Source organism: Rhodospirillaceae bacterium (assembly GCA_028819475.1).
GTDB lineage: Bacteria > Pseudomonadota > Alphaproteobacteria > Bin65 > Bin65 > Bin65.
In genome coordinates this window covers 1-26,599 of record JAPPLJ010000013.1, presented here as the reverse complement: position 1 = coordinate 26,599, position 26,599 = coordinate 1, and the positions used below count along the sequence as shown (strand labels likewise).

The 26,599-nt window shown below is 64.1% G+C and carries 22 protein-coding genes; 6 read left to right on the top strand and 16 right to left on the bottom strand.

The window, feature by feature from the left end:
* The first annotated feature begins 224 nt into the window (after positions 1-224).
* Together OXM58_03035 and OXM58_03030 are read left to right on the top strand one after the other, a co-directional pair.
* The gene (locus OXM58_03035; protein MDE0147322.1) at positions 225-1,208 is read left to right on the top strand and encodes an agmatinase family protein; all 984 of its coding nucleotides are present in this window, start codon (positions 225-227) and stop codon (positions 1,206-1,208) included.
* 120 nt (positions 1,209-1,328) lie between these two features.
* The gene (locus OXM58_03030) at positions 1,329-2,666 is read left to right on the top strand and encodes an MmgE/PrpD family protein (GenBank protein ID MDE0147321.1); all 1,338 of its coding nucleotides are present in this window, start codon (positions 1,329-1,331) and stop codon (positions 2,664-2,666) included.
* A gap of 31 nt (positions 2,667-2,697) precedes the next feature.
* Here the strand turns inward: OXM58_03030 and OXM58_03025 are convergent, their stop codons facing one another.
* The 8 genes from OXM58_03025 to OXM58_02990 form a co-directional block, all read right to left on the bottom strand.
* The gene (locus tag OXM58_03025) at positions 2,698-3,708 is read right to left on the bottom strand and encodes a dipeptide ABC transporter ATP-binding protein (GenBank protein MDE0147320.1); all 1,011 of its coding nucleotides are present in this window, start codon (positions 3,706-3,708) and stop codon (positions 2,698-2,700) included.
* A 2-nt stretch (positions 3,709-3,710) separates the two neighbouring features.
* A complete protein-coding gene (locus OXM58_03020; GenBank protein MDE0147319.1) occupies positions 3,711-4,709 on the bottom strand; it encodes an ABC transporter ATP-binding protein in 999 nt (332 codons plus the stop codon).
* Positions 4,706-5,548 carry an ABC transporter permease gene (locus OXM58_03015; GenBank protein ID MDE0147318.1) on the bottom strand — a complete coding sequence of 281 codons (843 nt, stop codon included), beginning with the start codon at positions 5,546-5,548 and terminating at the stop codon, positions 4,706-4,708. Before OXM58_03015 ends, OXM58_03020 begins: the two co-directional genes overlap by 4 nt.
* Positions 5,549-5,551: 3 nt before the next feature.
* Entirely contained in the window at positions 5,552-6,520 is a 969-nt protein-coding gene (locus tag OXM58_03010) for an ABC transporter permease (GenBank protein ID MDE0147317.1), read from the bottom strand.
* A 78-nt stretch (positions 6,521-6,598) separates the two neighbouring features.
* The gene (locus OXM58_03005; protein MDE0147316.1) at positions 6,599-7,003 is read right to left on the bottom strand and encodes a 2Fe-2S iron-sulfur cluster-binding protein; all 405 of its coding nucleotides are present in this window, start codon (positions 7,001-7,003) and stop codon (positions 6,599-6,601) included.
* A gap of 9 nt (positions 7,004-7,012) precedes the next feature.
* The gene (locus tag OXM58_03000; GenBank protein ID MDE0147315.1) at positions 7,013-8,749 is read right to left on the bottom strand and encodes an FAD-binding protein; all 1,737 of its coding nucleotides are present in this window, start codon (positions 8,747-8,749) and stop codon (positions 7,013-7,015) included.
* Positions 8,750-8,855: 106 nt separating this feature from the next.
* The gene (locus OXM58_02995; protein MDE0147314.1) at positions 8,856-9,851 is read right to left on the bottom strand and encodes a cysteine synthase family protein; all 996 of its coding nucleotides are present in this window, start codon (positions 9,849-9,851) and stop codon (positions 8,856-8,858) included.
* Between the two features lie 138 nt (positions 9,852-9,989).
* Positions 9,990-11,099, bottom strand: coding sequence for a Xaa-Pro peptidase family protein (locus tag OXM58_02990; GenBank protein MDE0147313.1), 1,110 nt, complete (start codon positions 11,097-11,099; stop codon positions 9,990-9,992).
* 356 nt (positions 11,100-11,455) lie between these two features.
* Here OXM58_02990 and OXM58_02985 point away from each other — a divergent pair, with 356 nt between their 5' ends.
* From OXM58_02985 to OXM58_02970, 4 genes are all read left to right on the top strand, one after another.
* Complete coding sequence (locus tag OXM58_02985) at positions 11,456-12,241, top strand: alpha/beta hydrolase (protein MDE0147312.1); 786 nt, start codon at positions 11,456-11,458, stop codon at positions 12,239-12,241.
* A 262-nt stretch (positions 12,242-12,503) separates the two neighbouring features.
* Positions 12,504-13,289 carry an alpha/beta hydrolase gene (locus OXM58_02980; protein MDE0147311.1) on the top strand — a complete coding sequence of 262 codons (786 nt, stop codon included), beginning with the start codon at positions 12,504-12,506 and terminating at the stop codon, positions 13,287-13,289.
* A 70-nt stretch (positions 13,290-13,359) separates the two neighbouring features.
* Positions 13,360-14,136, top strand: coding sequence for an alpha/beta fold hydrolase (locus tag OXM58_02975; protein ID MDE0147310.1), 777 nt, complete (start codon positions 13,360-13,362; stop codon positions 14,134-14,136).
* Positions 14,137-14,141: 5 nt separating this feature from the next.
* Positions 14,142-15,455: an aminotransferase class V-fold PLP-dependent enzyme gene (locus tag OXM58_02970; protein MDE0147309.1), complete on the top strand. Its 1,314-nt coding sequence runs from the start codon at positions 14,142-14,144 to the stop codon at positions 15,453-15,455.
* A 57-nt stretch (positions 15,456-15,512) separates the two neighbouring features.
* Here the strand turns inward: OXM58_02970 and OXM58_02965 are convergent, their stop codons facing one another.
* From OXM58_02965 to OXM58_02930, 8 genes are all read right to left on the bottom strand, one after another.
* Complete coding sequence (locus tag OXM58_02965; protein MDE0147308.1) at positions 15,513-17,159, bottom strand: hydantoinase B/oxoprolinase family protein; 1,647 nt, start codon at positions 17,157-17,159, stop codon at positions 15,513-15,515.
* A complete protein-coding gene (locus tag OXM58_02960; protein ID MDE0147307.1) occupies positions 17,156-19,264 on the bottom strand; it encodes a hydantoinase/oxoprolinase family protein in 2,109 nt (702 codons plus the stop codon). Before OXM58_02960 ends, OXM58_02965 begins: the two co-directional genes overlap by 4 nt.
* A 216-nt stretch (positions 19,265-19,480) precedes the next feature.
* Complete coding sequence (locus OXM58_02955) at positions 19,481-20,581, bottom strand: branched-chain amino acid ABC transporter permease (GenBank protein ID MDE0147306.1); 1,101 nt, start codon at positions 20,579-20,581, stop codon at positions 19,481-19,483.
* Positions 20,581-21,471 (bottom strand): branched-chain amino acid ABC transporter permease, encoded by an 891-nt coding sequence (locus OXM58_02950; GenBank protein MDE0147305.1) that lies wholly within the window; start codon positions 21,469-21,471, stop codon positions 20,581-20,583. The genes OXM58_02955 and OXM58_02950 overlap by 1 nt, the downstream gene beginning before the upstream one ends.
* Positions 21,468-22,202, bottom strand: a complete 735-nt coding sequence (locus OXM58_02945; GenBank protein MDE0147304.1) for an ABC transporter ATP-binding protein — start codon at positions 22,200-22,202, stop codon at positions 21,468-21,470. The genes OXM58_02950 and OXM58_02945 overlap by 4 nt, the downstream gene beginning before the upstream one ends.
* Positions 22,199-22,969 carry an ABC transporter ATP-binding protein gene (locus OXM58_02940; protein MDE0147303.1) on the bottom strand — a complete coding sequence of 257 codons (771 nt, stop codon included), beginning with the start codon at positions 22,967-22,969 and terminating at the stop codon, positions 22,199-22,201. The genes OXM58_02945 and OXM58_02940 overlap by 4 nt, the downstream gene beginning before the upstream one ends.
* Positions 22,970-22,977: 8 nt before the next feature.
* Positions 22,978-24,138 carry an ABC transporter substrate-binding protein gene (locus OXM58_02935; GenBank protein MDE0147302.1) on the bottom strand — a complete coding sequence of 387 codons (1,161 nt, stop codon included), beginning with the start codon at positions 24,136-24,138 and terminating at the stop codon, positions 22,978-22,980.
* Between the two features lie 248 nt (positions 24,139-24,386).
* A complete protein-coding gene (locus OXM58_02930; protein MDE0147301.1) occupies positions 24,387-25,160 on the bottom strand; it encodes an alpha/beta hydrolase in 774 nt (257 codons plus the stop codon).
* Positions 25,161-26,599: the final 1,439 nt, after the last annotated feature.

Here is a 26,599-nt window from a genome sequence, read left to right as displayed (position 1 = left end):
GCTTGCATCTTCCGCAAGTCAATTTGCGGATACAGTGCAGGCCGTTCCCGGCGTGAGCTTGATTTTTTCGTCACCGCTGCCGTTGCCGACGCCGCTCGGCCGGGCGCCCGTGGCGTTCGGTCTTCAGGCACCACGATACCGTGAAATCCGGCAAGCCGCAGGCCCGATCGTCATGGTCCGGGCGCTGATTGCGCCCGGGTCGCGTCTAACCCTGGGAGTCATCGATGGCAACACCGCTTCCGATCGACAAGTTTACGCCGCCGGCAGAATCCGTTCCCGTCGTCTCGGGGGATCCGGTCGATCGCCCGATGGGGAAATGGCTGGCGGAGACGTCCGACCGCCCCGATACCGTCTTGATCGGTATCCCTTTCGACGGCGCGACCGTGGTTCCGGCCCGCAAGGGCTCGGCGGGGGGTCCGGCCGCCTTGCGGCAGTGCCTGGGCGATCTCAACTGCTACAGCATTCCTCTCGACGTCGATATCTCCGACAGGCTGACGGGCCGCGACCTGGGCAATGTGCGCATCGACGACGCCATGTCCGTGCAGGAGGTGCATGACGTCGTCTCCGAGACATTGTCGTCGGTCGTGCCGGAGGTCCCGCTCACGGTCACGATGGGCGGCGACGATTCGCTGACCTTCGCTGCGTGCCGCGGTCTTTGCCGGGCAACCGACGGGCAGGTCGGCGTCATCGGCTTCGACGCCCACCTCGACATGCGCTACCTGTACGACCTGGAAACGGCGAGCGGATCCTCCTATCGCCGCATCATGGATGAACTCGACGGCCAGGTCCGGCCGGAAAACATCGCGCATATCGGTGCGAACGGCTGGTTCGCGGCCCGGGAATACGCGCAATACGCCAGGGACCAGGGTGTAGGCCTGGTTACCGCCGACGAGGTTTATGAACGCGGGATTGAGGACGTGATGACCGAAGCGATTGCTAGGGCGAGTGACGGTACGGAAGCCATCTACGTCAATTTCGACGTGGACGTCCTCGACCAGCACTATGCGCCCGGCAAGGTGATGCGCAATCCGGGCGGCATGAACGGACGCGACGCCTATGCGGCCGCCCGGATGCTCGGCCGGGAACCCAAACTCCGCCTGTTTGCGCTCAACGAGGTCAACTCGAAGCGCGACATTTCATCGATCACGGCATTGGTCGGCGCCTCGGTCATTGCCTACGTGTGGGGCGGCCGCGCGCTCGGCGCGTAGCGCAGCCTCCACTGCGCGAGCGGAGCAAGGGCGGAGGGCGGTTTGCCACGCCGCGGTTCCGAGTCCCGATCATCAGCGGCCCTATCGGATGCGTCGCCCGGCGACCCGCTCGCCGAACGGTTGGCGCGCTGGTCATCCGGATTCACGCTGGCGCAGGCCCCGGATGCGGTCGTCGAGAATGCCAAGCGGTCCCTGATCGACACGCTCGGCGTCGCGCTCGCAGGAACGCAAAACGCGACCGCTGAGGCAGTTCGCCGGACCGTCCGCCGCCAGTACGGGAGCGGCGGCGCCACAGTCATCGGCGAGGAACGCAAGGCAAGCGCCGGCGGCGCTGCGCTTGCCAACGCGATGGCGGCCCAGGTGCTCGATTTTGACGACACCTGCTTCGACGGGATCGTGCACGCTTCGGCGGTCGTGTTCCCCGCCTCGCTGGCTGCTGCCGAAAGCGCGGATATCGACGGAGCCGAATTGCTCGCCGCTTTTATCGCCGGATCCGAGGTCAGCTACGCAGTAGGACGGATTGCGACCGGCACGTTGTACGACAAGGGCTGGTACACGACGGCCGTCCTCGGGGCCGTCGGCGCGACCGCCGCGGCCTCGCGGGCGTTCGGGCTCGACGCGGCGGCAACGGCGACGGCAATCGGCCTGGCCCTGGCTCAGAACGGCAGCACGCGCGCCCTGCTCGGCAGCGCGGCGAAGCCCTACAGTGCGGCTCGCGCCGCCGAGAGCGGCGTCCTGGCCGCGGAATTGGCGCGGGAGGGTATCTCCGCTCCTTTGGACGGTTTCGAGCGTTCAAGCGGCTTCTTCCAAGTCTACAACGACGGCCGGTCGGCTGTCGAAACGATCGCTTCGCTGGGCGAGTCCTATGCTTTCGTTACCCCGGGCATCGCCTACAAGCTCTATCCCGTCTGCAGCGCCGCGCAGGCCGCCGTGGAAGCGACCCTCACCCTGTGCCGCGACCATGCGATCGAGGCCGGCGAGGTCGCTTTGGTCCACTGCGAGGTCGCGCCTCTCGTCCTCCACCTGCTCACTTGCGAGCGCCCGTCGACCGTGATGCAGGCCCAGTTCTGCCTGCCCTTCGCGGTCGCCTGCGCTCTCGTCTTCGGACGTCTCACCATAGAGCAGCTCGACCCGGAAATTCTCGATCATCCACAACTCGTCGCGGCCATGAACAAGGTCGGGATGAGCCTCTCCGAAGAAATGGCAGCCGATCCCACAGTCTCCGAGACCAGCCCCGAAGGCGCATCTGTACGGATCGTCTTGCGGGATGGGCGCACATTCGAACTGGAAAATCGGTCCGCGACAGGCACGCCGGTTCGCCCGTTCGCCACCGCAGACCTCGAACGCAAGTTCCGCGACTGCGCCCGCGATATCCTGTCGCCGCAGAAAACCGAACGGCTGCTCTCGCGCATGTCTTCGATCGAAAGGTTGCCCAATGTGCGAACACTGTTCGATTGAATCCCCGCGCAGAGCGGCTGCGGGAAAATCGTCAGGCGGCAGGCGGCGGCGGGGCGCTGTCGCCGGGCGCAATGGCCGTCGCGTCGTTCTCCGCGGTCACGAGGTGGCAGGCGACGAATCGACCGTCAACCACTTCACGCAACGCGGGCTCCTCCCGGGCACATCTGTCGACTGCATGTGGGCAGCGCGTCCGAAACCGGCAACCTGACGGGGGCGAAACCGGGCTGGGCAGATCACCTTCCAGAACCACGCGCTCGCGGCTACGCGCTGCCTGTGGATCCGGCAGCGGCACCGCTGCCATAAGCGCCTGGGTATAGGGATGGAGCGGCCTGTCCCACAGACTGTCGTGACCGGCAACCTCGACGATCTTTCCGAGGTACATGACGACGATGCGATCGGCGATGTATCGGATCACGGACAGATCGTGGGAGATGAACAGGTAGGCGATGCCGGTCTGCCGCTTCAATGACGAGAGCAGGTTCAGAACCTGGGCCTGGATCGAGACATCGAGCGCCGAGACCGGTTCGTCGCAAACGATCAACTCGGGGGAGAGCGCCAGCGCCCGGGCGATCCCGATGCGCTGGCGCTGCCCGCCGGAAAACTCATGGGGAAGCTGGTCCGCGGCGCCCGGCGACAGCCCGACCCGCCGGAGCAATTCCTCGACCTTCGCGCGCCGTTCGTCGCGTCCTCCGAGGCGATGGACGATCAATGGTTCCTCGAGGATGCGCCCGACCGTCGATCGTGGATTGAGCGATGTGAAGGGATCCTGAAAGATCAACTGAACCCGGCGGCGAAACCGCTTGGATGCCTCGCCCCGGAGATGAGCGACCTCCTTGCCTTGGAGGGTGATCGTGCCGCTCGTCGGCTCAAGCAGCCGCACAATCATCCGGCCGAGAGTCGATTTTCCGCAACCGGACTCCCCGACCAGACCGACCGTCTCCCCCTCGCCAATGCTGAGCGAGACATCGTCCACTGCCTGCACCGTCCCTTGGCGGGTGACGAAATGCTTGGTCAGGTTTTCGACCTGAAGGAGCGGGGTCATGGTCAGGCGAGATCCCGTTCGGCCACGAAGCAGGAGACCTCGCGCCCGGCCACAGGCCGAAAGGGCACCGGACATTCGCGATGGCAGATGTCTATCGCCTTGGCGCATCGCTCGGCGAAGCGGCACCTGGCTGGCGGATCGATCAGGTTCGGCACGGTGCCCGAAATCTCGTGCAACTGGGCATTCGTGTAGTGAACCTGCCCGGCTTGGGGGATCGCCCCCAGCAGTCCCTGGGTATAGGGGTGGAGCGGCTGTGCGAACAATTCGTCGACCCGCCCCTCTTCGACCTTGTTTCCGGCGTACATAACGACCACCCGGTTCGCCCACTCGGCAACGACCCCGAGATCGTGGGTGATCAACAGCACCGTCATGCCGAGTTCGCGCTTCAACCGGTCGAGCAGACCGAGCACCTGGGCCTGGATGGTCACGTCAAGTGCGGTTGTCGGTTCGTCCGCGATCAGCAGCTTCGGCGCGCAGGCGACCGCCATGGCGATCATCGCCCGCTGGCGCATGCCTCCCGACAGGCGATGGGGATAGTCGTGCACCCGCCGGTGCGGATCTGGAATCCGGACAAGTTCCAGGAGCTCGACGCATCGCCGCCATGCCGATCGCCGCGAAACCGCTTCATGAGTACGAAGCGCCTCGCTGATTTGGTCGCCGATCGTAAGAACTGGGTTGAGAGAGGTCATCGGGTCCTGGAAGATCATCGAAATCTCGCCGCCCCGGATGTGGCGCATGTCGCGCCGCGATAGCTTCAGGAGGTCGTGGCCCTCGAACAGGATTTCGCCGCCGGCCACGCGTCCTGGAGGGTCGGGCACCAAACAGAGGATCGACAGTGCGGTGACCGACTTCCCGCATCCCGATTCGCCGACGAGCGCCAGGCTATCGCCCTTGTTCACGGCAAACGAAAGCCCGTCCACAGCGTGAACGAGACCGGCTTCTGTGGAGAAGCGTGTCTCCAGCGCTCGCACTTCGAGCAGCGGCGGGGCGACGCCGTTCATCCGCTCTTGAGCCGCGGATTGAGGGCATCGTTCAGGCCGTCCCCGGCAATGTTGAGGGCCAGAACCGTCAGCAGGATTGCGATGCCGGGCAGGGCAGTCAGGTACCAGGCGTTCCGGAGCACTTGGCGGCCCGCACCGATCATCGTCCCCCAGCTCATCAGGTTGGGATCGCCGAGACCAAGAAATGAAAGCGCCGATTCGTTGATGATCGCGGTCGCCACGATAACGGATGAAGTGACGATCACCGGCGGCAGCGCATTGGGCAAAATCTGGGTCAGGATGATCCGCGTGTTGCTCATCCCGATCACGAAGCCGGCCTGGACAAAATCGCGCTCGCGCAAGGTCAGGAACTCGCTGCGGACGAGGCGCGCCAGTGTCGGCCAGGAGACGATGCCGATGGCCAGCGTGATGGTCGTCACGCTCGGCTTGAAGATCGCAACCAGAACGATCAGGAACATGAACGGCGGGATGGTCTGGAAGATTTCCGTGAAGCGCATGAGAACGTCGTCGACCCAGCCGCGGAAATATCCGGCGGTCGCGCCGACCAGGGTGCCGATGATGAAAGCGACGGCGGTCGCCACAACGCCGATGAGAAGAGACACCCGCGAGCCGTGGACGATTCCGGCCATGACGTCCCGGCCCAGCATGTCCGACCCGAGCAGATGCTGCGAACGGTCTCCCGGCCACAGGAACGGCCGGGTGACCATTTCCCACGGGCCCTGCGGATAGAGCAGGTCGGCGAAAACCGCCATGGCGGCGACGACCAGGAGAACCCCGAAAGCGAGTACCGCCAGCACGTTGCGGCGGTAGCGGCGCCAGAACTCGGTCAGCCGCCTCATGGTTCAGCGAATCTCGATGCGCGGGTCGAGCCACGCGTACAGGAGATCGACCGCCAGATTGGTGACGATAACCAGCACCGAACTCAGCACCAGGATGCTTAGCACCAGGTTGAAGTCGCGCTGGAAGATCGCGTCGAACGCCAGCCGGCCTATTCCGGGCCAACTGAAGACGACCTCGACGACGACGGCGCCCCCGAGCATGCCGCCCAGATGAAGCCCCGCCATGGTGACGACCGGCAGAAGGGCGTTGCGCAGCACATGCTTGAACGCCACGCGCGCCGGGGAGAGGCCCTTGGCGTGCGCCGTGGTCACGAAGTCCAGGCGATAGACCTCCAGCATGGAGGCACGCATCAGACGCGCGTAGACGGCAAGATAAAACAGGGAAAGTGCAAGAGCCGGCATCAATGTGTGCCAGAGCACGTCGAGCACCCGTTCCAGGCCGGTGTAGTCAGCGCCGATCGTCTCGAATCCGCCGCTCGGCAACCAGCCCAGCTCGACCGAGAACAGCACGATCATCATCAGGCCGATCCAGAAGACCGGCGTCGAGTAGCAGAGCAGCGCCAATACGGAGGCGATGCGGTCGACGATCGTGTTGACGAAGCGCGCCGAGGTGACGCCGAGCAGGATGCCGAGCCCGACGGCCAGAAAGACGGCCGAGAGCATGAGCCACAATGTTGCCGGCAGGCGTTCGGCGATCAGGTCGACGACCGCCATGTTGTGGCGGAAGGAGTATCCGAGATTCAGTTGTAGGATATTGGCGACATATTCGTAGAGCTGCACGTGAAGCGGCTGATCGAGGCCGAAGGTCTCGCGCAGCTGCTTCATATAGGCCTCGTTGGCGGCGCCCGCTTCGCCGGCGAGCACGTCCGCAGCGTCGCCCGGCGCCAGGTGCAGCACGAAGAAGTTGATGATGATGATCCCGAAGACGGCGGGGACCGCTTGCAGGAGTCTGCGGGCGATGTAGCGCATCATCGGACGGTTCGGAGGCCTCCCATCGTTGCCTGCTTCCCGATTATTCGCCGTCGGGTCCTCTCATCGCGAACCCGGGTTTTATTCACGCGTCTTCTCGCTGTCGTCGGCGACTCCCGAGGCGGGCTTTCGCGACGGCTGCGCGTGGCACGCAGCATCGACGAGCGGAAACTCGGACGTTCGCGGCATGCCGAGATGCACTACGGTATCCTTGATCAGGAGACTTTGCTTCACCGGCTCGAGGACCATTCCGTCCCGCGCGGGCACGACGCACGCCTTTTCGATCTTGCCGTCGATCCGCACCACGCAGCACGCGCAGAGACCGCGCCGGCACGAAAGATAATAGGCGACGCTGCCGTCGATATGGCGATTGATATATTGCAGGGCATTGCTGACGCTGGCGCCGCTGAGGTCCGGCAGTTCGAATGACTGCTCGTTCGAGCCCTCATTGCATTCCGGCGGACCTCTGACAACGGTGAGACGCATCTTCCCGGTCTACGCCGTGTCCGACGGGTACGCCATGCGCCGGCAGTCCGCCGGACGGGTCGTACGGACCAGCGCCCCATTATGCCGATTGATGAAGCCGTTTGCCGGAGCGGCACCGCTATCCTCCGTCGGAAAGTCCTCCCGGTAGTGGGCGCCCCGGCTTTCCGTCCGCCCGTCCGCACCGATCACGATCGCCGCGAGCGTATCGAGAAGGCTTTCGCATTCGATGGCCTCCACCCACTCCTTGTTGTAGCGCCGCTCCTTGCTTCGGCAGGAGATTTGGGGCAACGCGTTCTCGCGCAGGTCTCTCACCTCGTCCATCGCCGCGGCGAGCGAGGCCCCCGTACGCACCACACCGACGTGGTGCTGGGCAATCTCCTGGATCCGCTCCCTGAACTCGAAGGGCCGTAGTTCGCCGTCGCGCTCCAGGGGCGCCATGAGCCCGGCGGAGACACTTTCCCAGCTATCGCGGCGAACCGGCTCCTGACCCGTTGCAGCGGCGTGAGCCGCCGCTGCAACGCCGGCCCGGCGGCCCTGAACCAGAATCTGGCTGCCCGCGTTGCCGGAGAGCCGGTTTGCGCCGTGGGCCCCGCCCGCCGCCTCGCCGCAGGCATAAAGCCCCGGGACCCGCGTCGCGCAGTTCTCGTCGACCGCGATTCCGCCCATGAAGAAATGGCTCCCCGAGATGACTTCCACTGCCCGGCCGGCCTTTATTTCCTCGACCAGCCCGGCGAAATCGAACCCTTCCCAGCGCCATTGCCCGCGCATCTGCGTCTTGAACGACCAGTCCTGCATGAAGTCGATGATATTGCCGGGAAGGTGCGCCCAGGACAGATACACCCCGCCGTTCGGTCCGCCGCGACCCTCCAGCACCTCCTTCATGCAGGCGATCGCGATGACATCGCGGGTCGACAGTTCCATGCGCTCCGGATCCCAGCGTTCCATGAACCGCTCGCCGTACCGGTTGAGCAGCCAGGCACGAACGCCGGCCTGCGGGCCGAGCAGCCACGGGAACTGTATGCCCCGCCAGATCTGCGGCTCAGCGAGCACGCACGGCAGAAACTGCACCATCTCCATGTCGATCAGCTCGGCCCCGGCGCTGAGCGCAAGACGATATCCATCGCCGGTGAGCTCCTCGGGCGCCGTCTGCACGGGATACACCATCATGCCCCCGCCACAGGCGATCACGACGGTCCTGGTCTGAATGCAGGCCACCGCCCCGCTTCGGAGATCGAGCCCGCCAAGCGCCGCGACCACACCGTTGGTTGTCAGGATATCGGTGGCGAAGAACTCCTCCCGAACCATCACCTCGGCCTTGAGCGCTCTCTTGCGCAAGACCTGCATCAGTTCCATGCCCGAGAACCAGACCCCGCGCGCCGTCCGATGGCCGGGGGTCAGGACCGGATCGGACATGCGCAGACCGTCCTCCCTGAGCCGCTTCACCTCGGGTCCGATCTCCGAGACCATGGCCGCAGCGAGTCGCCGGTCGTTAATGAACTTTCCCGCGACGACCGTGTCCTCGAAAAAGGCGTCCTGAGTATCGCTGTCGTCCGCCTTGAGGCCGAGTTCGTGGACGGCGGTTTGGCCATCGACACAGGTGTCGCCGGTTATGGTGGCGGTCGCGCCGGACCGCGCCACCTGACCCTTGCTGACCAGCAGGGTGCGGCAACCCATCTCCGCCGCCACGCAGGCCGCCAGCAGGCCCGCCCCGCCGCTCCCGACAACGATGACGTCAACCGGTTCCATGGGCGGTCTCTCCCCTGGTCTCGGCAATTCTCGCCCGCAAGAATTCTAGCCCGGATTTCTCGCAACAGCCACGGCGTACGGCTCGGGCGCCGGACCGACGGGCCGCTTACGTCGTGTATTTCTCGAACTGCAGATAGCGATCGCGACTGTCCGGCAGGACGGTGACGATGCGCTTGCCCGAACCAAGTCTTCCGGCAAGGCGAAGCGAGGCCTCGACATTGGCGCCGCCCGACATGCCGCAAAATATTCCCTCGCTTTCCGCCAGTCGGTGGGCCATGCCGATCGCCTCCTCGTCGTTAATCGAAAAGACTCCGTCGATCAGCCCGCTCTCCAGGATGTCGGGAATAATGCCGTCGGAAATATCCGGGATCAGGGGATAGGCGCCCGGATCGCCAACCATCGGCTTTCCCGCCGGTTCGGCGCCCCAGACCGAAATTTCCGGATCGTGTTCCTTGAGCGCCTGCGCAATGCCGAACAGCGTGCCGCCGGTGCCCACGGATGCGACGAAGGCATCCAGCGCACCGTCGGTCTTGTCCAGGATCTCCTTTGCCGTTTCCTCGCGGTGGGCGGCGACGTTGGCGGGACTGGAATATTGCCGCGCATACCACACGTCCGCCTGTTCGCGTTCGGCATCGAGGCACAATTGCCGCCCGCCCAGCTCCAGGTACCCGCCGTGCGCTCCGGTATCCGAGTCCGCGGGGCTCTCGCCCGTACGGGCGGCTTCGTAGGCGTCGGTATCGACGGTAACGACCTCGCAACCGTAGGCCAGCATGATCGCGACACGCGACGGATCGGCGATCTTGTCCGGAACATAGGCGACGAAATCATAGCCCCGGACAGCGCTGACAAACGCCAACGCGGTTCCGGTGTTTCCGCCTGTGGCCTCGATGATTCGATAATTCTCGCGGAGATCCCCCTGAGCTTCGGCCTTCTCGACCATTCTTTTGGCGATCCGGTCCTTTATGCTGCCGCTGGGGTTGAGGAATTCCGGTTTGACGAGAATTTCGACCCCGCTCTCCCGGCCGACACGGTTCAAACGAACCAGGGGAATGTCGCCGATCAGATCGAGCATGCTGTCGGCGATTTTCAGGTCCGGTTTCATGGTTTTCTGCCCTTCGATTGCCATCGGCAATTCAGCAAACTAGCGGCACCCGTGCCGGAAATGGCTCCAGATCCGCAGTTATCGCAGCGTCCCGGCCGTTATCCGGTCTCTAGGAAGGATCGCAACTGGCCGCCCGGATCATCTGCGAATCCTGAGCTCTCGCGGCGTGTCGGTCAGCACTTCGATCCCGTCGTCTGTCACCGTCCAAGTTTCGCTGTTTCCCACCGCACCGACACCCGGCAGCAGGATCCAGGGCACCGAATGAAACACCATCCCGGGCAGGAGAGGCCGGGAATCGCCGGGCTTGAGGTCCATGACCTCGCCCTCGGTCCAGCTCGGCGGGAAACCCACGCCGACGGAATAGCCCGAGCGGTGCAGCCAGTATTGTCCGTAGCCCCGTTCCTCGACGAAGCTGCGCGCGGCCCGGTCGACGTCGCCGGAGGTGACACCGGGCCCGGCGGCGTCGAGCAGCCGGTCGAGGGCCTTGAGCATGACGTCGGAAGCCTTCTTCAGGTCTGCCGACGGCTCCCCCACCGAGATTGTCCGCATGATCGGACCGCCGTATCGGTGCACGCTGGCCGAAGCCTCGAACCAGACGCTTTCCCCGTTCTGAATGACCCGGCCCTCGGTCACGCACCGGTAGGGCGGATTACGCGAACCCGAGACGACGATCGGCTGCGCGCTCACATAGTCGCTTCCGGCCCGGACCATCGTGTCGTAGACGGCGGCGGCCACCTGATTCTCGTCCGTGCCGGGCCGGATCTCTGCGATGCCGGCCTCCATGCCCTTCACGGACAGAGCCGCGGCACGCCGGATATATGAAATTTCCGCCGGCGACTTGACCGCCCGGCAGCGCTCGACGATGCCGCTCGCGGGAACCAGGCTGGCCTCGGGCAGGGCCTTGCGCAAACCATCGAGAATCGCGGGCGGCAGGCTGAGGCTCCGGTCTTGGTATCCGATCCGGGCCCTGTCCGCGCCCATTCGGCGGAGACTCGCCACGAGCACATCGAGATGCTCTCCGGTGTCCGGCACCGGCGTGCCGTCCTTGATCCAGGACAGACCGGCGACCGCCGTGAAGTACAACCGCCGCAAGACGAAGTGCGGCGGGCTGTCGACCGGCACGATCAGGCACTGGAAGGCCTCCTGACCGGAGTTCTGAAAGTTGCTCAGGTAAAAAATATCGACGGAACTGGTAACGAGCAGAAAGTCCACACGAATTTCCTGCAACCCTTCGCGGACCTTCTTCAAGCGGCTCTCATATTCGTCAACCGAAAAAGGATACGGCCCTTCTTCTCTCTTCCGCGCTTTCGCGACCATTTCGGACACCCCCACGACACCATGTCTGCGGCCGGACACGTCCTGCCCGCTCGCCCATCCTGCAGGCCGGATCTATTTCGACGGGCGACCGCCAACCGTGCGCTTCAAGAACCGCGGGACAATCGAAATCCCACTTGCAATACCCGTCTCCGGCCGGAATCATTTCCGGGCCGCAGGTGCCGGGTGTCTCACCCCGAGTGACGCGCGGTCTGACCTTCATTGTCGCGGTATACCGGTAGCAACACAAGCGAACCGGGAATGGCCGTCACAGAAGGAAGGGATATGTCATGAGCTACCACGAACTCTACGTCGAACAGGGGTCGGGCCCGGCAGTAGTCTTCAGTCACGGCACGCTCATGGACGCGACGATGTTCGCGCCGCAGCTCGACTATCTGGCCGCGCGCGGCTACCGCGCCATCGCCTACAACAGCCGTGTGCTCACCGGTGAACCTGGCGCCCACACGCTCGATGATCTGGTCGAAGACTGCCGCCGACTGCTCGATCGGCTCGGGATCGACAAATGCGTCGTCGCCGGCATGTCCGTGGGCGGCTGCATGGCGATGCCGTTCGCGTTGAAGCATCAGGATCGCCTGAACGGACTGATCCTTATCGCCGTCACCTCGCAGGCGTATCCGCCGGAAGAGCAGGCGGCCTTCGAAGCCGAGTTCGACAAGCTCGACGTCGACGGCATGGTGCCGAGAGAATTCGCGGAATGGGCCGCACCCTATTGTTTTGGAGCCGCCACCTACGCGGAAAACATGGCGCTGGTCGACCACTGGATCGACCGCTGGGCGACGACGGTGCCGGCCCGCGCCGTTCTGTACCAGGGACGATCGTGGATCAAGAAGGACGACATCACCGATCGTCTGAGGGAGATCGAGGTGCCGGCGCTGGTCGTCCATGGCGACGAAGACGTCCCGATTCCCATCGAACGCGCGTTGCCGATGGTCGACGTCCTTCCCGACGCGACTCTCGCGCGCATTCCGAAAGCCGGTCATACGGTGAATCTGGAGCAGGCGGCGGCGGTCAACGAGGCGATCGGCAGTTTTCTTGAACGGATCGACTTTCAATAGACAGCCGGCAAGAGTGCCGCCCGGCAGTCAGTACATTTTGTAACGTGGCTGCTGTGACAGACTATGTTGTCTATTTTCTACATCTGTATTGTCGTTCATCGATTGTCGATTCCACGGGATCTTGCGGACTATGAGGTAGGAATGCAGACTGTTGTTCGCGTGGGGCTTTAACCCCCTCACAATCAAACCAGGTCAGTGCTTTAGCGTTCCGATCGGCGTCGGACTGTTGCGCCGGCCAATCCACGGAGGGAAGGGATACGTCATGAGCTACCACGAACACTACGTCGAAAAGGGGGCCGGACCGGCCGTGGTCTTCAGTCATGGCACGCTCATGGACGCGACGATGTTCGCACCGCAAATCGACTATCTGGCCGAACGCGGTTACCGCGCCATCGCCTACAACAGCCGTGTGCTCACCGGTGAACCCGGTCTCCACACGCTCGATGACCTGGCCGAAGACTGCCGTCGACTGCTCGATCGGCTCGGGATTGACAAATGCGTCGTCGCCGGCATGTCCGTGGGCGGCTTCATGGCGCTGCCGTTTGCGTTGAAGCATCAGGATCGCCTGGACGGTTTGATCCTTCTCGATACGACGTCGCAGGGATATACGCCCGAAGAGCAGGTGGCCTTCGGCGCCGAGTTCGACAAGCTCGACGTTGACGGCATGGTGCCGAGAGAATTCGCGGAGTGGGCCGCGCCCTATTGTTTCGGCGAGACCACGTATGCGGAAAACATGGCGCTGGTCGACCACTGGATCGACCGCTGGGCGACGACGGTGCCGGCCCGCTCCGTTTTCTGCCAGGGAAAGTCGTGGATCAAGAAGGACGACATCACCGATCGCCTGGGCGCGATCGAGGTGCCGGTGCTGATAATCCATGGCGAGGAAGACGTCCCGATTCCCATCGAACGCGCGTTGCCGATGCTCGACGTCCTCCCCGACGCGACTCTCGCGCGCATTCCCAAAGCGGGGCATACGGCAAACCTGGAGCAAGCGGCGGTGGTAAACGAGGCGATCGGCAGTTTCCTCGAACGGATCGCATCGCAATAGACGGGCGGCAAGAGGGCAGGCCCGGCGGTTTCGCGCGCGGCCCGGCGTCGGGCTGGAGGAGGCGGCCGACATGCACGACCTGTACATCGAGCGGGGCACCGGCCCCGCCGTGGTGTGCTCGCACGGCACCTTCATGGACCGGACTATGTTCGACCCGCAGATCGTGGCGCTGTCGGACTCCTACCGCACGATCGCCTACAACAGCCGCGTGCTGGCCGGCCCCAACGTTCCTCACACGCTCGACGATCTCGCCGACGATTGCCGCGACCTGCTCGACCGGCTGCAGATTGCGACCTGCGTTCTTGTCGGGATGTCGGTCGGCGGGATGATGGCGATGCATTTTGCGCTGCGCTACCAGGATCGCCTCGACGGGCTGGTTCTGATCGACGCGTTCGCTTACGCGTTCAGTCCCGAGGAAAGGGCCGAGTTCGGCCAGCGCTTCAGCACGCTCGATCGCGACGGCATGCTGCCGAGGGCGTTTGCGGAATGGGTGGCGCCGCTGTGTTTCGGCGAAACCACCCAGCGCGAAAATCCGGCGCTGGTCGATCATTGGGTCGAACGCTGGTGCACGTCCATTCCTGCGCGCTCTGTCTACCACCAGGCGCTGTCGTGGCTGGACAAGCCGGACCTGACCCAGGCGCTGGCGCAGATCGACGTACCGACGCTGATCCTGTGCGGTGACGAAGACGTGCGCATGAATATGGACCATCTCGGCGAGATGCAGGCCAATATCCCGGATGCCCGTCTGGTCAAGATCCCGCACGCCGGCCACACGTCCAATCTTGAGAATCCGGTCGCCGCCAATCGCGCCCTCGAGGCGTTTCTCGACCGCGTCTACACGCCGTAGAGCAGGTGACCGGCACCCTTCCTGAAACGCTCGATACTTCGGACGCGGCCCGCAACAATCCCGGGCGTGCCTTCGCGCCGGCGTTGATGAATGCCGTCCGTGACCGCTTCGCCCATACCGACCGCTGCCCGATTACGGGAAAGCCGCGCATCTTCCTGGAGAGCGGCGGAGGTTCGCTGAAGCTGAAGGCGGCGGTCGAGCGCAGCGCCGAAATTGCGCTGCTGCCGGATCAGGAGGGCCGCGACAACGACGCGTCGCGCTTCCTCACCGGTATTATCGAAAGCGGGCGCCAGGACCTGATGCTCTATTTCGGCGCGACCGCGGGGCAGGCGATCTCCGGCGAGACAGGGACCGAGTTGCTGCACCGGTTCATTCGCGCCGTCGCGCTGGTTGCGCCGCAGGGTCCGGTCCTGTCGAGCACGCTTGAGCACCCGGCGAGCCGGGACGCCGCGCTATACTGGGCGGAGGCAACCGGGCGGCGTTCGTACGATATCAGCTTCGACGCCGGCGCCGCCACGGTTACCCCGGACGACTATGCCCGCGCCGTAACCGCGGACACCCGCATCGCGACCGTCATCCACACCAGCCAACTGACCGGTTTCCAGGTCGACCTGCCCGGCATCGTTCGCGCCATCCGCGCGGTCGCTCCCGACTGCTACATCATCGTCGACGGCATCCAGTCGGTGCCGCACGGTCCGTTGCGCGTCGACGACTACGACTGCGACGCCTACGTGTTTTCGGCTTACAAGGCGTTCTCGCGGCTATCGACGGGATTCGCTTGGCTCAGCCCGCGGCTGTCGTCGCTGCCGCACGACCGCATGCACGGCAAGCCGCAGACCTACTGGGAGTTCGGCTCGCGCGACCCCGGTATCTTTGCCGCCCACAGTGCCGTGGTGGACTATCTGTGCTGGCTGGGCGACCACTTCACCGAGAGGGAAGACCGCCGCGGCAGGCTGCTCGCCGGCGCCGCGGCGATGGCCGACCATGAGCGGGCCTTGCTGCATCTGGTCCTGTTCGGCGACGAGACCGCTGCGGGTCTCATCGACATTCCCGGTGTCTCGCTGATCGGGCCGCCGCAAATGGCGGACCGCCAAGGCATCGTTTCGTTCCGGCTCGAAGGCTTCGCGTCCACGGCACTGGTGCGCGACCTGGCGGCGCTCGGCATTCGCGTCCATGCCCGGGTCGACGACGGTTACTCGGGCCATATTCTCCGGGAACTCGGTATGGACGACTGCTTGCGCATCACCTTCTGCCACTACAATTCGCTGGCGGAAATTCGGACATTGCTCAAGGCCCTGGCGGAGATCGCGGCACGCTAGAGTGCGATGACTTCGTTCGGAAACCTATCCGGCGTGTCCGAAGCGGTTGCCGGGGAGTCAGGCGCCCTTCCGCGGTTCGTCGCCGTAGTCGCGGAGCAGCCCTTCGGCCGTGACGAAACCTGCCGCCAGATCGGCCGCGCGCGCCGCGCTGTCGCGCCGCCGCGGGTCGCCATAACCGCCGCCGCCGGCCTCGCGAACGGTCAGTGTCTGGCCCGGTCCGAGCGTCACCCGGCCTTTGGCGGGAATCGGCTGCCCATCGAGCCGGAACTCGCGCAACGCGCCCGAGCGGCCGCCGAACAGGCCGCGTGCGGCAAATTCGGATCGCATACCGAACATCGAAACGGTGACCGGAATGTCTGAATCGTTGGACAGCACCGCTTCCTGGCCGAGTCCGCCGCGCCACTGGCCGGCGCCGCCGGAATCGGGAAGCAGCCTGCGGTGCACCACGCGCACACCGGTCTCGGCCTCCCAGACTTCGCTCGATACGACGGCATTGTTGGTCGGCGACGGCGTCGTGTGGTGCCCGTCGAGACCGTGCATGGCGCCGAGTCCGCCGGCGAGAAAATACTGGGTCGCAATCTCGCGCCCGTCCGCGCGGGCGCCGGCGACGATGAACAGCGAAACCATGCCGGAGTCGGCCTGGACCCGGTCCGGCAGCGCTTCCGCCAACGCGCCGTAGACGAGTGGCACGATGAACCAGCCGACGGTGTGGCGTCCGCCCGTCGCCGACGGACGCGACGCGTTGAGGATGCAGCCTTGCGGCGCCGTGATTCGAAGCGGCGCCAGCATTCCCTGATTGTTGGGGATCGCCGGCGTGGTCAGCGTTTTGATCGCGTAGCCGGTGAACGAACGCGTGTAGCACAGCGGCACGTTGATCGCCTTGCCGACCGCCGCGCCGGTTCCCGTATAGTCGATTGTCGCCGTATCGCCGGCAATCGTGACTGCGCAAGCGAGAATGACCGGCCCGTCAGGGGCTTCCACCTCTAGCCGGTTCGTGTATGTGCCATCCGGAACCGACTTCAGTTCAGCCCGCGTGGCAGCTTCCGACTGGCGGACGATGCCGTCGGCAACGGCCTGCAGGTCCTCGAGACCGAACTCGTCAAGACATTCGCCGATCAGCTGCTCCCCGACCGCGCCGCCGGCGACGTTCGCCTCGATGTCGCCGATGACCTCGTCGACGACCCGGACGTTAGCGCGCAGAATGTCGAGAACCTCGTCATTGGGTTGCCCTTCCCGGTACAGCCGGCATGGCGGCAGGATCAATCCCTCTTCGTAGATCTCGCGGTTGTCGATGGTCAGCCCCCTGCCGCCGATATCGGGGAGGTGGCTGATCGTCATGACGAAGCCGACCAGACTGCCACGGTAAAAGACCGGTCTGACAACGCAGAGGTCCGGTGTATGTCCGGTTCCCATCCAGGGATCGTTGGTCGCCAGGACATCGCCTTCGGCCAACGTCGCCGGCGGGAACCGCGCCAACAGGTGTTCGATCGTATAGGGCGCCGTGCCGATGAAAGCCGGCATGCTCAAGCCCGCTTGCGCGATCGAGCGGCCTTCGCGGTCGAAGACCACGCAGGCGACGTCCCAGGCCTCGCGGACACCGACCGAGAAGGCGGAACGCACGATCGACAGCAGAATGCTGTCGGCGATTGCAATCAGCCGGTCCCAGACCACGCCAAGCGCGATCGGATCGATCGTCCGGTTCATGTCATGGCCTCGACGGCGGCGGGTGTGGCGATCAGGTCGCCGGACGCGGCGACCACGGCGCTGTCGTCGCGACCGAGCACGATGGTCGACTCGCGCTCTTCGATCAGCGCCGGACCGGTAATTTCATCGCCCGTCTCCAGGGCGTAGCGGTCGTAGATCGGCGTTTCCACGAAATCTTCATCTTCCGGCAGCCAGGCCGGCCGCGCACCGATTCGCTTGCCCGCGCGGCGACGAACGACGGGACGGTAATCCGCGACTCCGGGCGGCGCCGGGACGCTGACCTCGACCTTCCAATTGACGATCTCGATAGGCCGTTTGGAGAAAGGCCTGGCAAAGACGCGCGCGTAGCATTCGTCGAACAGGCCGGACAGCCGGGGCAGAAGGTCTGCGCCTCCGCCATCCGGCAGCACGACTTCGATCTCGTAGCCCTGGCCGCTATAGCGCATGTCGATAGCGCGCCTGACAGCGAATCCGTTCCTCGAGCCCCTGTGGGCGTTGTCGAGGGGCGCCGCCGCCCGCTGGACGAGCGACGCAAAGCGCCGGTCGAACGACGCGGCATCGAGAGCGTCCAGATCGACCCAATCGCTTTGCAGCAGCTCGAACGCCTGCGGGCTTGCAAGCAGCCCGATTGCCGACATTACGCCGGCGCCGACGGCGAAGACGACTTTCCCGATCCTTAGCTTGCGTGCGACCCGCAGCGCGTGCAACGGACCCGCTCCGCCGAACGCGACCATCGTCGCGCCGCGATAGTCGAAGCCGCGTTCGGCGGCATGGTTGCGAAAGGCGCGCACCACCTGTTCGTTGACGGTTTCATGGATGCCCCAGGCCGCCGTGGCCGCCCGCATCTCGAAAGCATCGCCGAACTCTCGCGTGAGCGCCGCCTGTGCCGCAGCGCGATCCAGGGTCATTCCGCCGCCCAGGAACGATTCGGGATCGAGGTAGCCGAGCGCAAGGTTGGCGTCCGTCAGCGTCGGCCTGTCGCCGCCGCGGGCGTAGCATGCCGGGCCGGGATCGGCGCCGGCACTTTGCGGTCCGACCCTGATCAGTCCGCGCGCGTCGACGCCCGCCAGCGAGCCGCCGCCGGCGCCGATCTCGATCAGATCGACGACCGGCGTCTTCACCGACAGTCCGCTGCCGGGTTTGAAGTCGTGAACCCGTGCAACCTCGATATCGTACCGCTTGAGCGGCCGGCCGCCGCGGATCAATGCCCCTTTGGCCGTGGTGCCGCCCATGTCGAAGGCGAGCAGGTCCTTGGTTTTCGTACGTCGGCCGATCAGCGACGCCATGAGAGCGCCGGCAGCGGGCCCGCTTTCCAGCACGCGTATCGGGTAGCGGCGCGCTGTCTGCGGATCGAGGCAGCCGCCGGAGGAGGTGGTGATTGCCAGCGAACCGACAAAGCCGAGATCGCCCAGTCCCGCTTCCAGACGCGCGACGTATCGGCTGAACATCGGCTGGACAAACGCATTCATGACGGTCGTGGACCAACGCTCGTGCTCGCGCAGGAACGGTATGACATCCGCCGAGCTTGTCACCGTGAGGCCGGGACAGGCCTCGCCAAGGCGCTCTACCGCCGCCGCTTCGTGGGCCGGGTTGACGGGAGAGTTGAGGAAACAGACGGCCACGGCCTCGATGTCTTCGTCGGCGACAAGCCGGGCGACCGCGCCGACAAGGGAGGCCGGATCGAGCGGCACCCACACCCTGCCATCGGCGCCGATCCGCTCCCCGACCTCGATGCGCAGCCGACGCGGCACCAACGGCGCGGGATAGCGTGTGCGCAGGTCGTACATATCGTAGCGCCGCTCGAGCGCGATATCGAGAACATCGGCGAACCCTGCGGTTACCAGCATGGCGGTCCTGGCGCCCTTGCGTTCGATCAGCGCATTGGCCACCAGCGTGGTGCCGTGGACGATGCTGTCGATTTCGGCGATGCCGATGCCGGCCTCGCCCAACAGCACCGGTATCCCCGACAACACCGACTCCGACGGATCCCCCGGCGTGGTGAGTTGCTTGTGGATGTGCAGTTTTCCGCGGCGCTGATCGAAAGCGGCGAAGTCCGTAAACGTGCCGCCGATGTCGATCCCGAGGCGCCAGTCGCCTCTAGTCATGGCTGCGCCGGATGCCGATCGGGGTCAGCCCGGTTGCGACCGGGACGGCGGCGCCCTTGCGGACCGGCCAATGCCTCGCGACGAACGCAGCGAACACACTTCCGGACGTCGGTCCTCCTGGGGCACGCCCCTGCTCAATCCGAGAGGCAATCGTCGAAGTCAATGCCCGCTGTCCGTGATGGACCTTCGATCTCGACCGTTCAGTCTCGAAGGGTCTCACTCTCCCTGCCCCTGTGTGGCGCCTCGGTCTGGGTCCCGGTCTCTGGGCCTGCTGCCACTTAGCCGCCAGGCGAACTCCGTCGACCCGAAAATGCCCCGCGGCCGCAACCGGAGAACCAGGATCAATCCGACTCCCAGCGTCAGTTGCGAGATGCCGAAGATCGAAGGAATCTCGACGAGGCCGAACAGCGAGCCCCCTTCGATGCCGCGCATGAACTCCAGCCAGGCGGAAATCACCACGACGCCGGCGACGCCGCCTATGATGCTCGCGGTCCCGCCGAGAACCGCCATGACCATGACGGGAATAACCATGGTTATGAAGAAGGACTGCGGCGAGAAGGCCGTGAGCTGGTGCGCCAGCAGCACGCCGGCGACGCCGGTTATCGAGGCAGACAATACCCAGGCGCCGACCCTGGTCCGCACGACGTTGATGCCCGAGGTTTCGGCAGCCAGAGGATCGTCCCGCGCCGCCCTTGTCCGCAGTCCGAAACGGGAAAATTTGTACGCCAGGCTCACGGCGGTCAGCGCGCAAAGAAGACCGTAAACGTCCAGGAGGCCCGAAGCCTTGGGTACCCCGAAAAAGGTCTGCGTACCTCGCGTGAACTGATCCAGGTTGCGGATCACTTCGTTGGTGATGACGAGAAGGCCGAAGGTCATGATGCCCGCCGTGGCGCCCGAAAGCCGCATGACGATGGGCCCGACGACCAGCGCCGCGAGCCCGGCGGCTGCACCTCCAATGAGAATCGACGGGTAGAATCCGACCGAGAGATTCATCAGCCAATGAGGCAGGTCGGGCAGAATCGCGCTCTTGATTCCGGACGGGACAGCGACGAGGCCGCCGACATAGGCGCCGATCGCAACGAAGGCGGGGTGACCGAATGAAACGATACCGGTGTTGCCGACGAAAACCTGATAGCCGATGACCATGATCGCCGTGATGCCGACGTTGACCAGCAGGCTTTCGGACCGTCCGCCCGCCGCCCAGACCCAGATCAGAACCGCGATGGAAATCGCGATCACAATCGTCGTTCCGCCGGTGACGGTGCCCAGGAGAGCAAATGGGCCGGGCCCGCGGTCGTGGGTAAGGCCGAGCCGCATCACTTGGCCAGTTCGACGACGCGGCCGGCCACGCCCTGGGGCCGCAGAATCAGGACGAGAATCACCAGGCCGAAGGCGAACGCGGATTGGAACGCAAGGAGATCGGTGGTCAGGAAGCTGGCGAGGACGCTCTCGAACAGGCCCAGCAGAAGACCGCCGATCACCGGCCCGCGAATGGTCCCGAGGCCGCCCAGCACGACAGCAATGAACGCCTTGAGCGTCGGCGTCAGATCTGCTCTCGGGTCGACGGTCCCGATGCGGGCAAACCAAACGAAGGCGACGACGGCGGCGACGACTCCGCTGATAGCGAAGACGACAAGCAGAACCTTCGGCGGCCGGACGCCCATAAGCTGTGCCGCTTTGCTGTCCTCGGCAGCGGCCCGAATCTCGATACCGAACGTCGTCCGCTGAATAAGCAGATTCAGCGCCACCAGCACGATTACGCTGAGCCCCAGCGCCAGGATTTGAAGCAGCGAGATTCGGACCCCGCCGACGGAGACCGATTCGATCAACACGGGTGGGGTCGGCACATGCCTCGGCGCCTCGCCGAAGACGAAGATCGCAACCGCCTGGAGAGCGAGGGCAACGCCGAACGAAGTCAGCAGGAGAGTGGCCGGCGGTGCCGTGATGAAGGGACGGAAGGCAAAACGCCCCATCGCTATGGAAAGGACAACCGTGAACACCACCATGACCAGGATCGTCAACGCATAGGGCGCGCCCACCGAATCCGTTACCGCGATGGCGTACCCCGCCCAGACGATGAGCGATCCATAGGCGAAATTCACGAAGCCCATTACGCTGAAGACAAGGCTGAGGCCCAACGCAAGCAGCGCATAGGTCGAGCCGATGCTGAGGCCGTCGACGATGACCTGTAACGAAGCGACCATCATCCGGCGCCGCCGCCAACGTAGGCCTTGGCGAGATCGAGGTGTTCCGAAACCTCTTTCGCATCGCCTTGCAGGATCACCCGACCGTTCCTGAGAACGAGCGCAGTGTCTGCAAAGCTCATGACCCGGCTTGCCGCTTCCTCGACCACGACGATCGTCAAACCGCTCCGCTTCAGCTCCTCGAGGTGCGCGTAGACCTCGTCGACAATGAGCGGCGCAAGTCCGAGCGACGGCTCGTCCAGCAACAATACCGCCGGCCTCGACATGAGGGCGCGCCCGATCGCCAGCATCTGCTGTTGCCCGCCCGAAAGCGCCCCGCCCGATCCATGACGGCGCTCGCGCAGAATGGGAAACATGGAATAGACCTGTTCGAGACCGTCGTTGATCGCACGGCGGACACCGGACCTGTGCAGGCTGCGGCGTATCGTGGTTGCGCCCAGTTGAAGATTCTCTTCGACTGTGAGTGTCGAGAAAATCCGTCTCCCTTCCGGACACAGCACGACGCCGACCCCAATTCTCTCTTCGGCGCCGAGCGCGCTCACGTCGTTCCCGGCGACATGCATGGCGCCCCGCCACAGCGGAAGCATACCCGCCATGAGGAGCAGGAGCGTCGTCTTGCCGGCGCCGTTCGGGCCCGCGATCGCCATCGCGCTCCCCTTCCCGACGGCAAAGCTCATATTCTCGAAGACGGGGATCGCTCCGTACCCTGTCGCTGCGCCTCGGAGTTCGATCATCGGGGAGGCTTCTGCGGAACCTGGCCCAGATACACGCTGATGACCTCCGGGTCGCCGGCGATTTCGTCCGGTGTTCCGGAACGCAGCACCTTCCCGTCGGAAAGAACCACGATCCGGTCCGACAGGCCCATGATGAGGTTAACGTTGTGGTCGATCATCAGCATGGCGCAGGAGAACCTCGAGCGGGCGGAGCGAAGCGCTTCCGAGAGAAGTTCCGTTTCGCTGCTACCCAGCCCCGCCCCCGGTTCGTCGAGCAACAGGACCTTCGGTTCCGACACAAGCGCTCGCGCCACCTCCACGCGCTTCTGGGCGCCATAGGGGAGTTCGCTGACCGGCAATCGAGCAACGTCTTCAAGACCCTGATCGGCAAGGGAGCGACGAACCAGGTTCCGACGTTGCTCACGAGGACGGCCCCGCTGCGCGAGGAGCCCGACCTCGATGTTCTCCGCGACCGTCAGATCGGTAAACAGCCGCAGGTTTTGGTAGGTGCGTATCAGACCGGCACGAGCCCGGCGGTCGCGAGACAGGTGACCGATCTCGATCCCGTCGATCAGGACGCGGCCGGCATTCGGGCGGACGACGCCCGAGACACAATTGACCAGCGTCGTCTTTCCCGACCCGTTGGGGCCGAGCAACCCCAACGTCTCTCCCTGCCCGACCTCGATGTCGATCCCGTCGAGGGCGGTAACGCCGGCAAACCGTTTCTCGATGCCAAGAGCGCTAAGTGCCGGAGCCGGCGATGTCCGCCCAGCCGCTGGCGAGCCCATTGTCGCGTTCAGCGAGGATCGACTGACTGCACCTTCACGAACTCGCCTTTGGCATCGAACCCGATCACGGTTGCGCTGCGTACCGGATGGCGATTCTTCCAGCGGTAAAGCGTGGATCCTGGCAGCGCAACGTTGGTCTGGCTACTCAGAGCCGCAGAGATCTTTGCGGCATCCACGGAACCGGCTTTTCTTAACGCATCCGCCAGCAACAGCATCCCCTGATAACCGGGGAGCACATTCAGGTTCTCCGGAAACGTTCCGTACTTTTTCTCGTAGCGCTTCACGAGATCGGCAACCGCCGGATCGAGGTTTCGCCCCTCATAAAAGCCCTGCGCAATGTAATAGACGTTGCTCAGCGCCTTCGCGCCGACAACTTTGGGCAGCGCCTTGGAAGAAAAAGTCGAATTCCCCAGAATCGGCAGATTGACGCCGGCAGCGCGGAGCTGCCGGATGAAAGTTCCCACATGCGGGAAGTAGTCGTTCAGGTAAACCGCGTCGACCTTGTCGCCAAGCCGGCGAATCTTGGACACGTTCGCGGAGTAGTCGGTTGCATCGTTGGCGACGGTGTCGGTGGCAACGATTTCACCGGCAAAGTTATCGCGAAAGGTCTTTTCCAACGCCGTAAAGAAGTTGAAAGCGGCGTTGACCACGACGTACATCCGCTTCCAGCCTTTCTGGTTGGCGAACACCGCTTGAGCCTTGCCCGAATCCTCAATCGTAATCGCGGCCGTAAAATGATGCGGCCCGACCGCCTGTGTCCACGCCGTCGACGATGCCGCGCAAGAGAAGCTGAGGATGCCGGCCGCCTGCGCTGCCTGAGACGCACCCACGCCGATGTCGAAATCCGCCGGCACGATCAGAAGCTGAGCGCCCTGTGCGATCAGTTCTTCGGCAACCTGACGCGCCTTGGCCGGATCGGATTGCGTATCGCCGCGTATGACCTTGATCGGGCAGCCTCCGATACCGCCCTTTTCGTTGATCTGTTCGATGGCGATAAGCGCGCCCCGCGCATCGACATTGTCGAAAAAGGCGAAACCGCCGGTTTGCGCTTTAGCCATCCCGATGGTGATAGCCCCGCCCGCACAATCGAACGACTGTGCCGATGCGTGTCCGGCTCCAAGGGCCGCCAGGCCAAACGCCGTGAACGCAGCAAGAATTTTGCGAAACATTTTCCCCTCCCAGCTTTGTGCGCAAGCATATCACGCCGCAGGCGGTGCAACAACCTCGTGCGCCCGCACCCGCCTGAATCCGCGCCTGAAACTCTCCGTCCTCGCATTGTCGCGGGAAGGGGGTGGCTCCGGAAGCCGGGCCGACGGATTGAAACGATTCGACCGGCGAGTGGGCATGCCGATGACCGGCGGCAATGGCGAGCCGCCGCGCGCATCCCGGGTGCGCGTGCCGCCCATGAGTAGGCCGCCTATGAGTAGATCGTCTCCAGCAACCGGCCTATGGCATCGTTGACCACATCCGGATTCTCCAGGTTCGAGCTATGACCCGCTTCCGGCACGCGCGCCAACGTCGCGTTCGGCAACATTTCCAGCATGGGCAGCACGTTCTCGATCGGGTTCTGGAAATCCTCTTCGGCGTGCACAATGAGGGTCGGCACGGCGATCTCGCGAAGCCGTTCGGTAACATCGCTCTTGGCGATCCAGGAAAGCCCCTGGTGATAGACGGCACGGGCCGGAATTTCGGTCGTCCAGCGTTCGATCCAATGGTCGACCAATGCCCTGTTGCGTGCACGCGTGGTCTCGCCGAAACAATGCGGGGCAACCCATTCGGCAAAGTCTCGAGGCACCATCCCCTCGACATCGAGTTCGCTGAATTTCTTGCGGAAGGCTGCCTGGTCCTCCGCACTGAACGAAACCGACGGGGCGCCGATAAGAACCAGGCCGTCGAGACGGTTCTGATATTTCAAAGCGAATGTCGTGGCCATAAATCCGCCGACGGACATTCCGCCCAAAACGCAGGTTTCGATATGTAATCGATCAAGTAATGCATGACAATCGTCTGCCAGGTCGTCAAGCGAATGCACAACATTCGGTCCGACAAGAACCCGGCTGTTATAGGCAATAGCCCTGTAGCGAGCAGAAAGATAATCGAGTTGCGGTGCGAACATCGTCGCGTCCATGAGTGTCCCGTGACTGAATACCACAGCCGGCCCCGATCCCTTCTCGATGAATAGGTCAGTCATGTTGCCGCCATCCGCGTTGCGTTTCCCGAACCGAATTCGAGACCATCACATTGGCACAGAATTCTGACGGCAGGTAGCGCTTCGATTAAGCAAGATTGTGTCATGTCATGCATAATTCGACCGCCTCTTTTGTCTTCGTAACGCAAATGGATTGTATTGAACTTGTGACCCCTCATGTTTGCATCTCTCTCGTCGCTCCGACCGCTTCTCGACTTCGGCTCTCCTGCCCCGGCGCTTCGTGAACGGAATCTCAGATCTTCGGGATCGGCTCCATCGCGTCGCGGGACCGGGTGACCTTGCCGTCCCAGTGGCGGCTGAACGCGGCGATCATCCCCCATGAGAGCAACCGACGCCGCGACGCGCAGCACCGCAGGCAGGTCCGGAAACTCGTAGAAGGAGAAATGGACGTACTCCTCGACATTGCTCCAATCGGCCAAGGCGTCCGCCGAGCCCAGGGCCGCGACGGCGTCAGGCAGGTGCCCAGTCTCGTACCAAACGTCGAACGCGTCGCGCGCCGCTGGATCGACCCCGGCGCGCGATCAGTTAGCCGGTTGTGGAATGCCGGCAGATCGCGGCAGCGCCGTCCTCGCCTGATCGCTCGTGCTCGTGCAGGGATGACGATAGGGATACGTTACCTAGGATGTCGGCGCGGTTCTCTAGGTACCGTAGGCCGCCAGCCGGACGGGAACAAATGCCGCTTGCCACGCGATGAGGGATGCACACCATGAGCACCGAGATTTTGAACACGAAGGTTGGAATCGTCACGGGAGGCCGCGACCGTCCGAGGTCGATCCAGAATCCGCGGGTGCCAACCGCTAGGCTGCGCCCAATTCGGCAAGCCCAAAGCCGTGCTCACCACCGAGTGTTCCTCAGACATCGGGTCTATGCCCCGTTAAGCAACTGCGCACAGGACCTTAACCGACCGGCGCAGCACCGGGATGTATCTCGCACCATCGGAAAACGCGACTAGGGCGTACGCGTTTTTCGCCACTGCGCGGATCTAGGCATCGCAGCATGTATGCGGGTTTCGTTGCGTAGGACTATTCGATCCGGCGAGGGCCCGCTCAATCCAGCGGAATTTGTCGCTTCTTCGTTCCACTCGCACAAACACGCACTGGTGTCCGTCATCTCTTAGGAAGCTTCCGGCATCAAACTCGTGTCCGTGATCGAACTTGTTTGGCACAACCGTGCGAAAATCACGTCTTCTGTATTCGCCGCGCCTCATACAATCTGTCTTCGGCAAACCATCTTACGAAAAAATTTTGTCCGACTGCGCGGGCAGGTTGGAACCTGCAACTCCAGGCAGTTCCTTCAATCTGGACCAGTCGGTGCAGGCAGGTCACCGAACTCCCACCAAATTCAATCGCGCACCGCGGCGCGGGCCTCGCGGTGGCGCTCCCAGCGCGGCTGGCGGCAGATGTTGCCGAGGAACTCCAGCA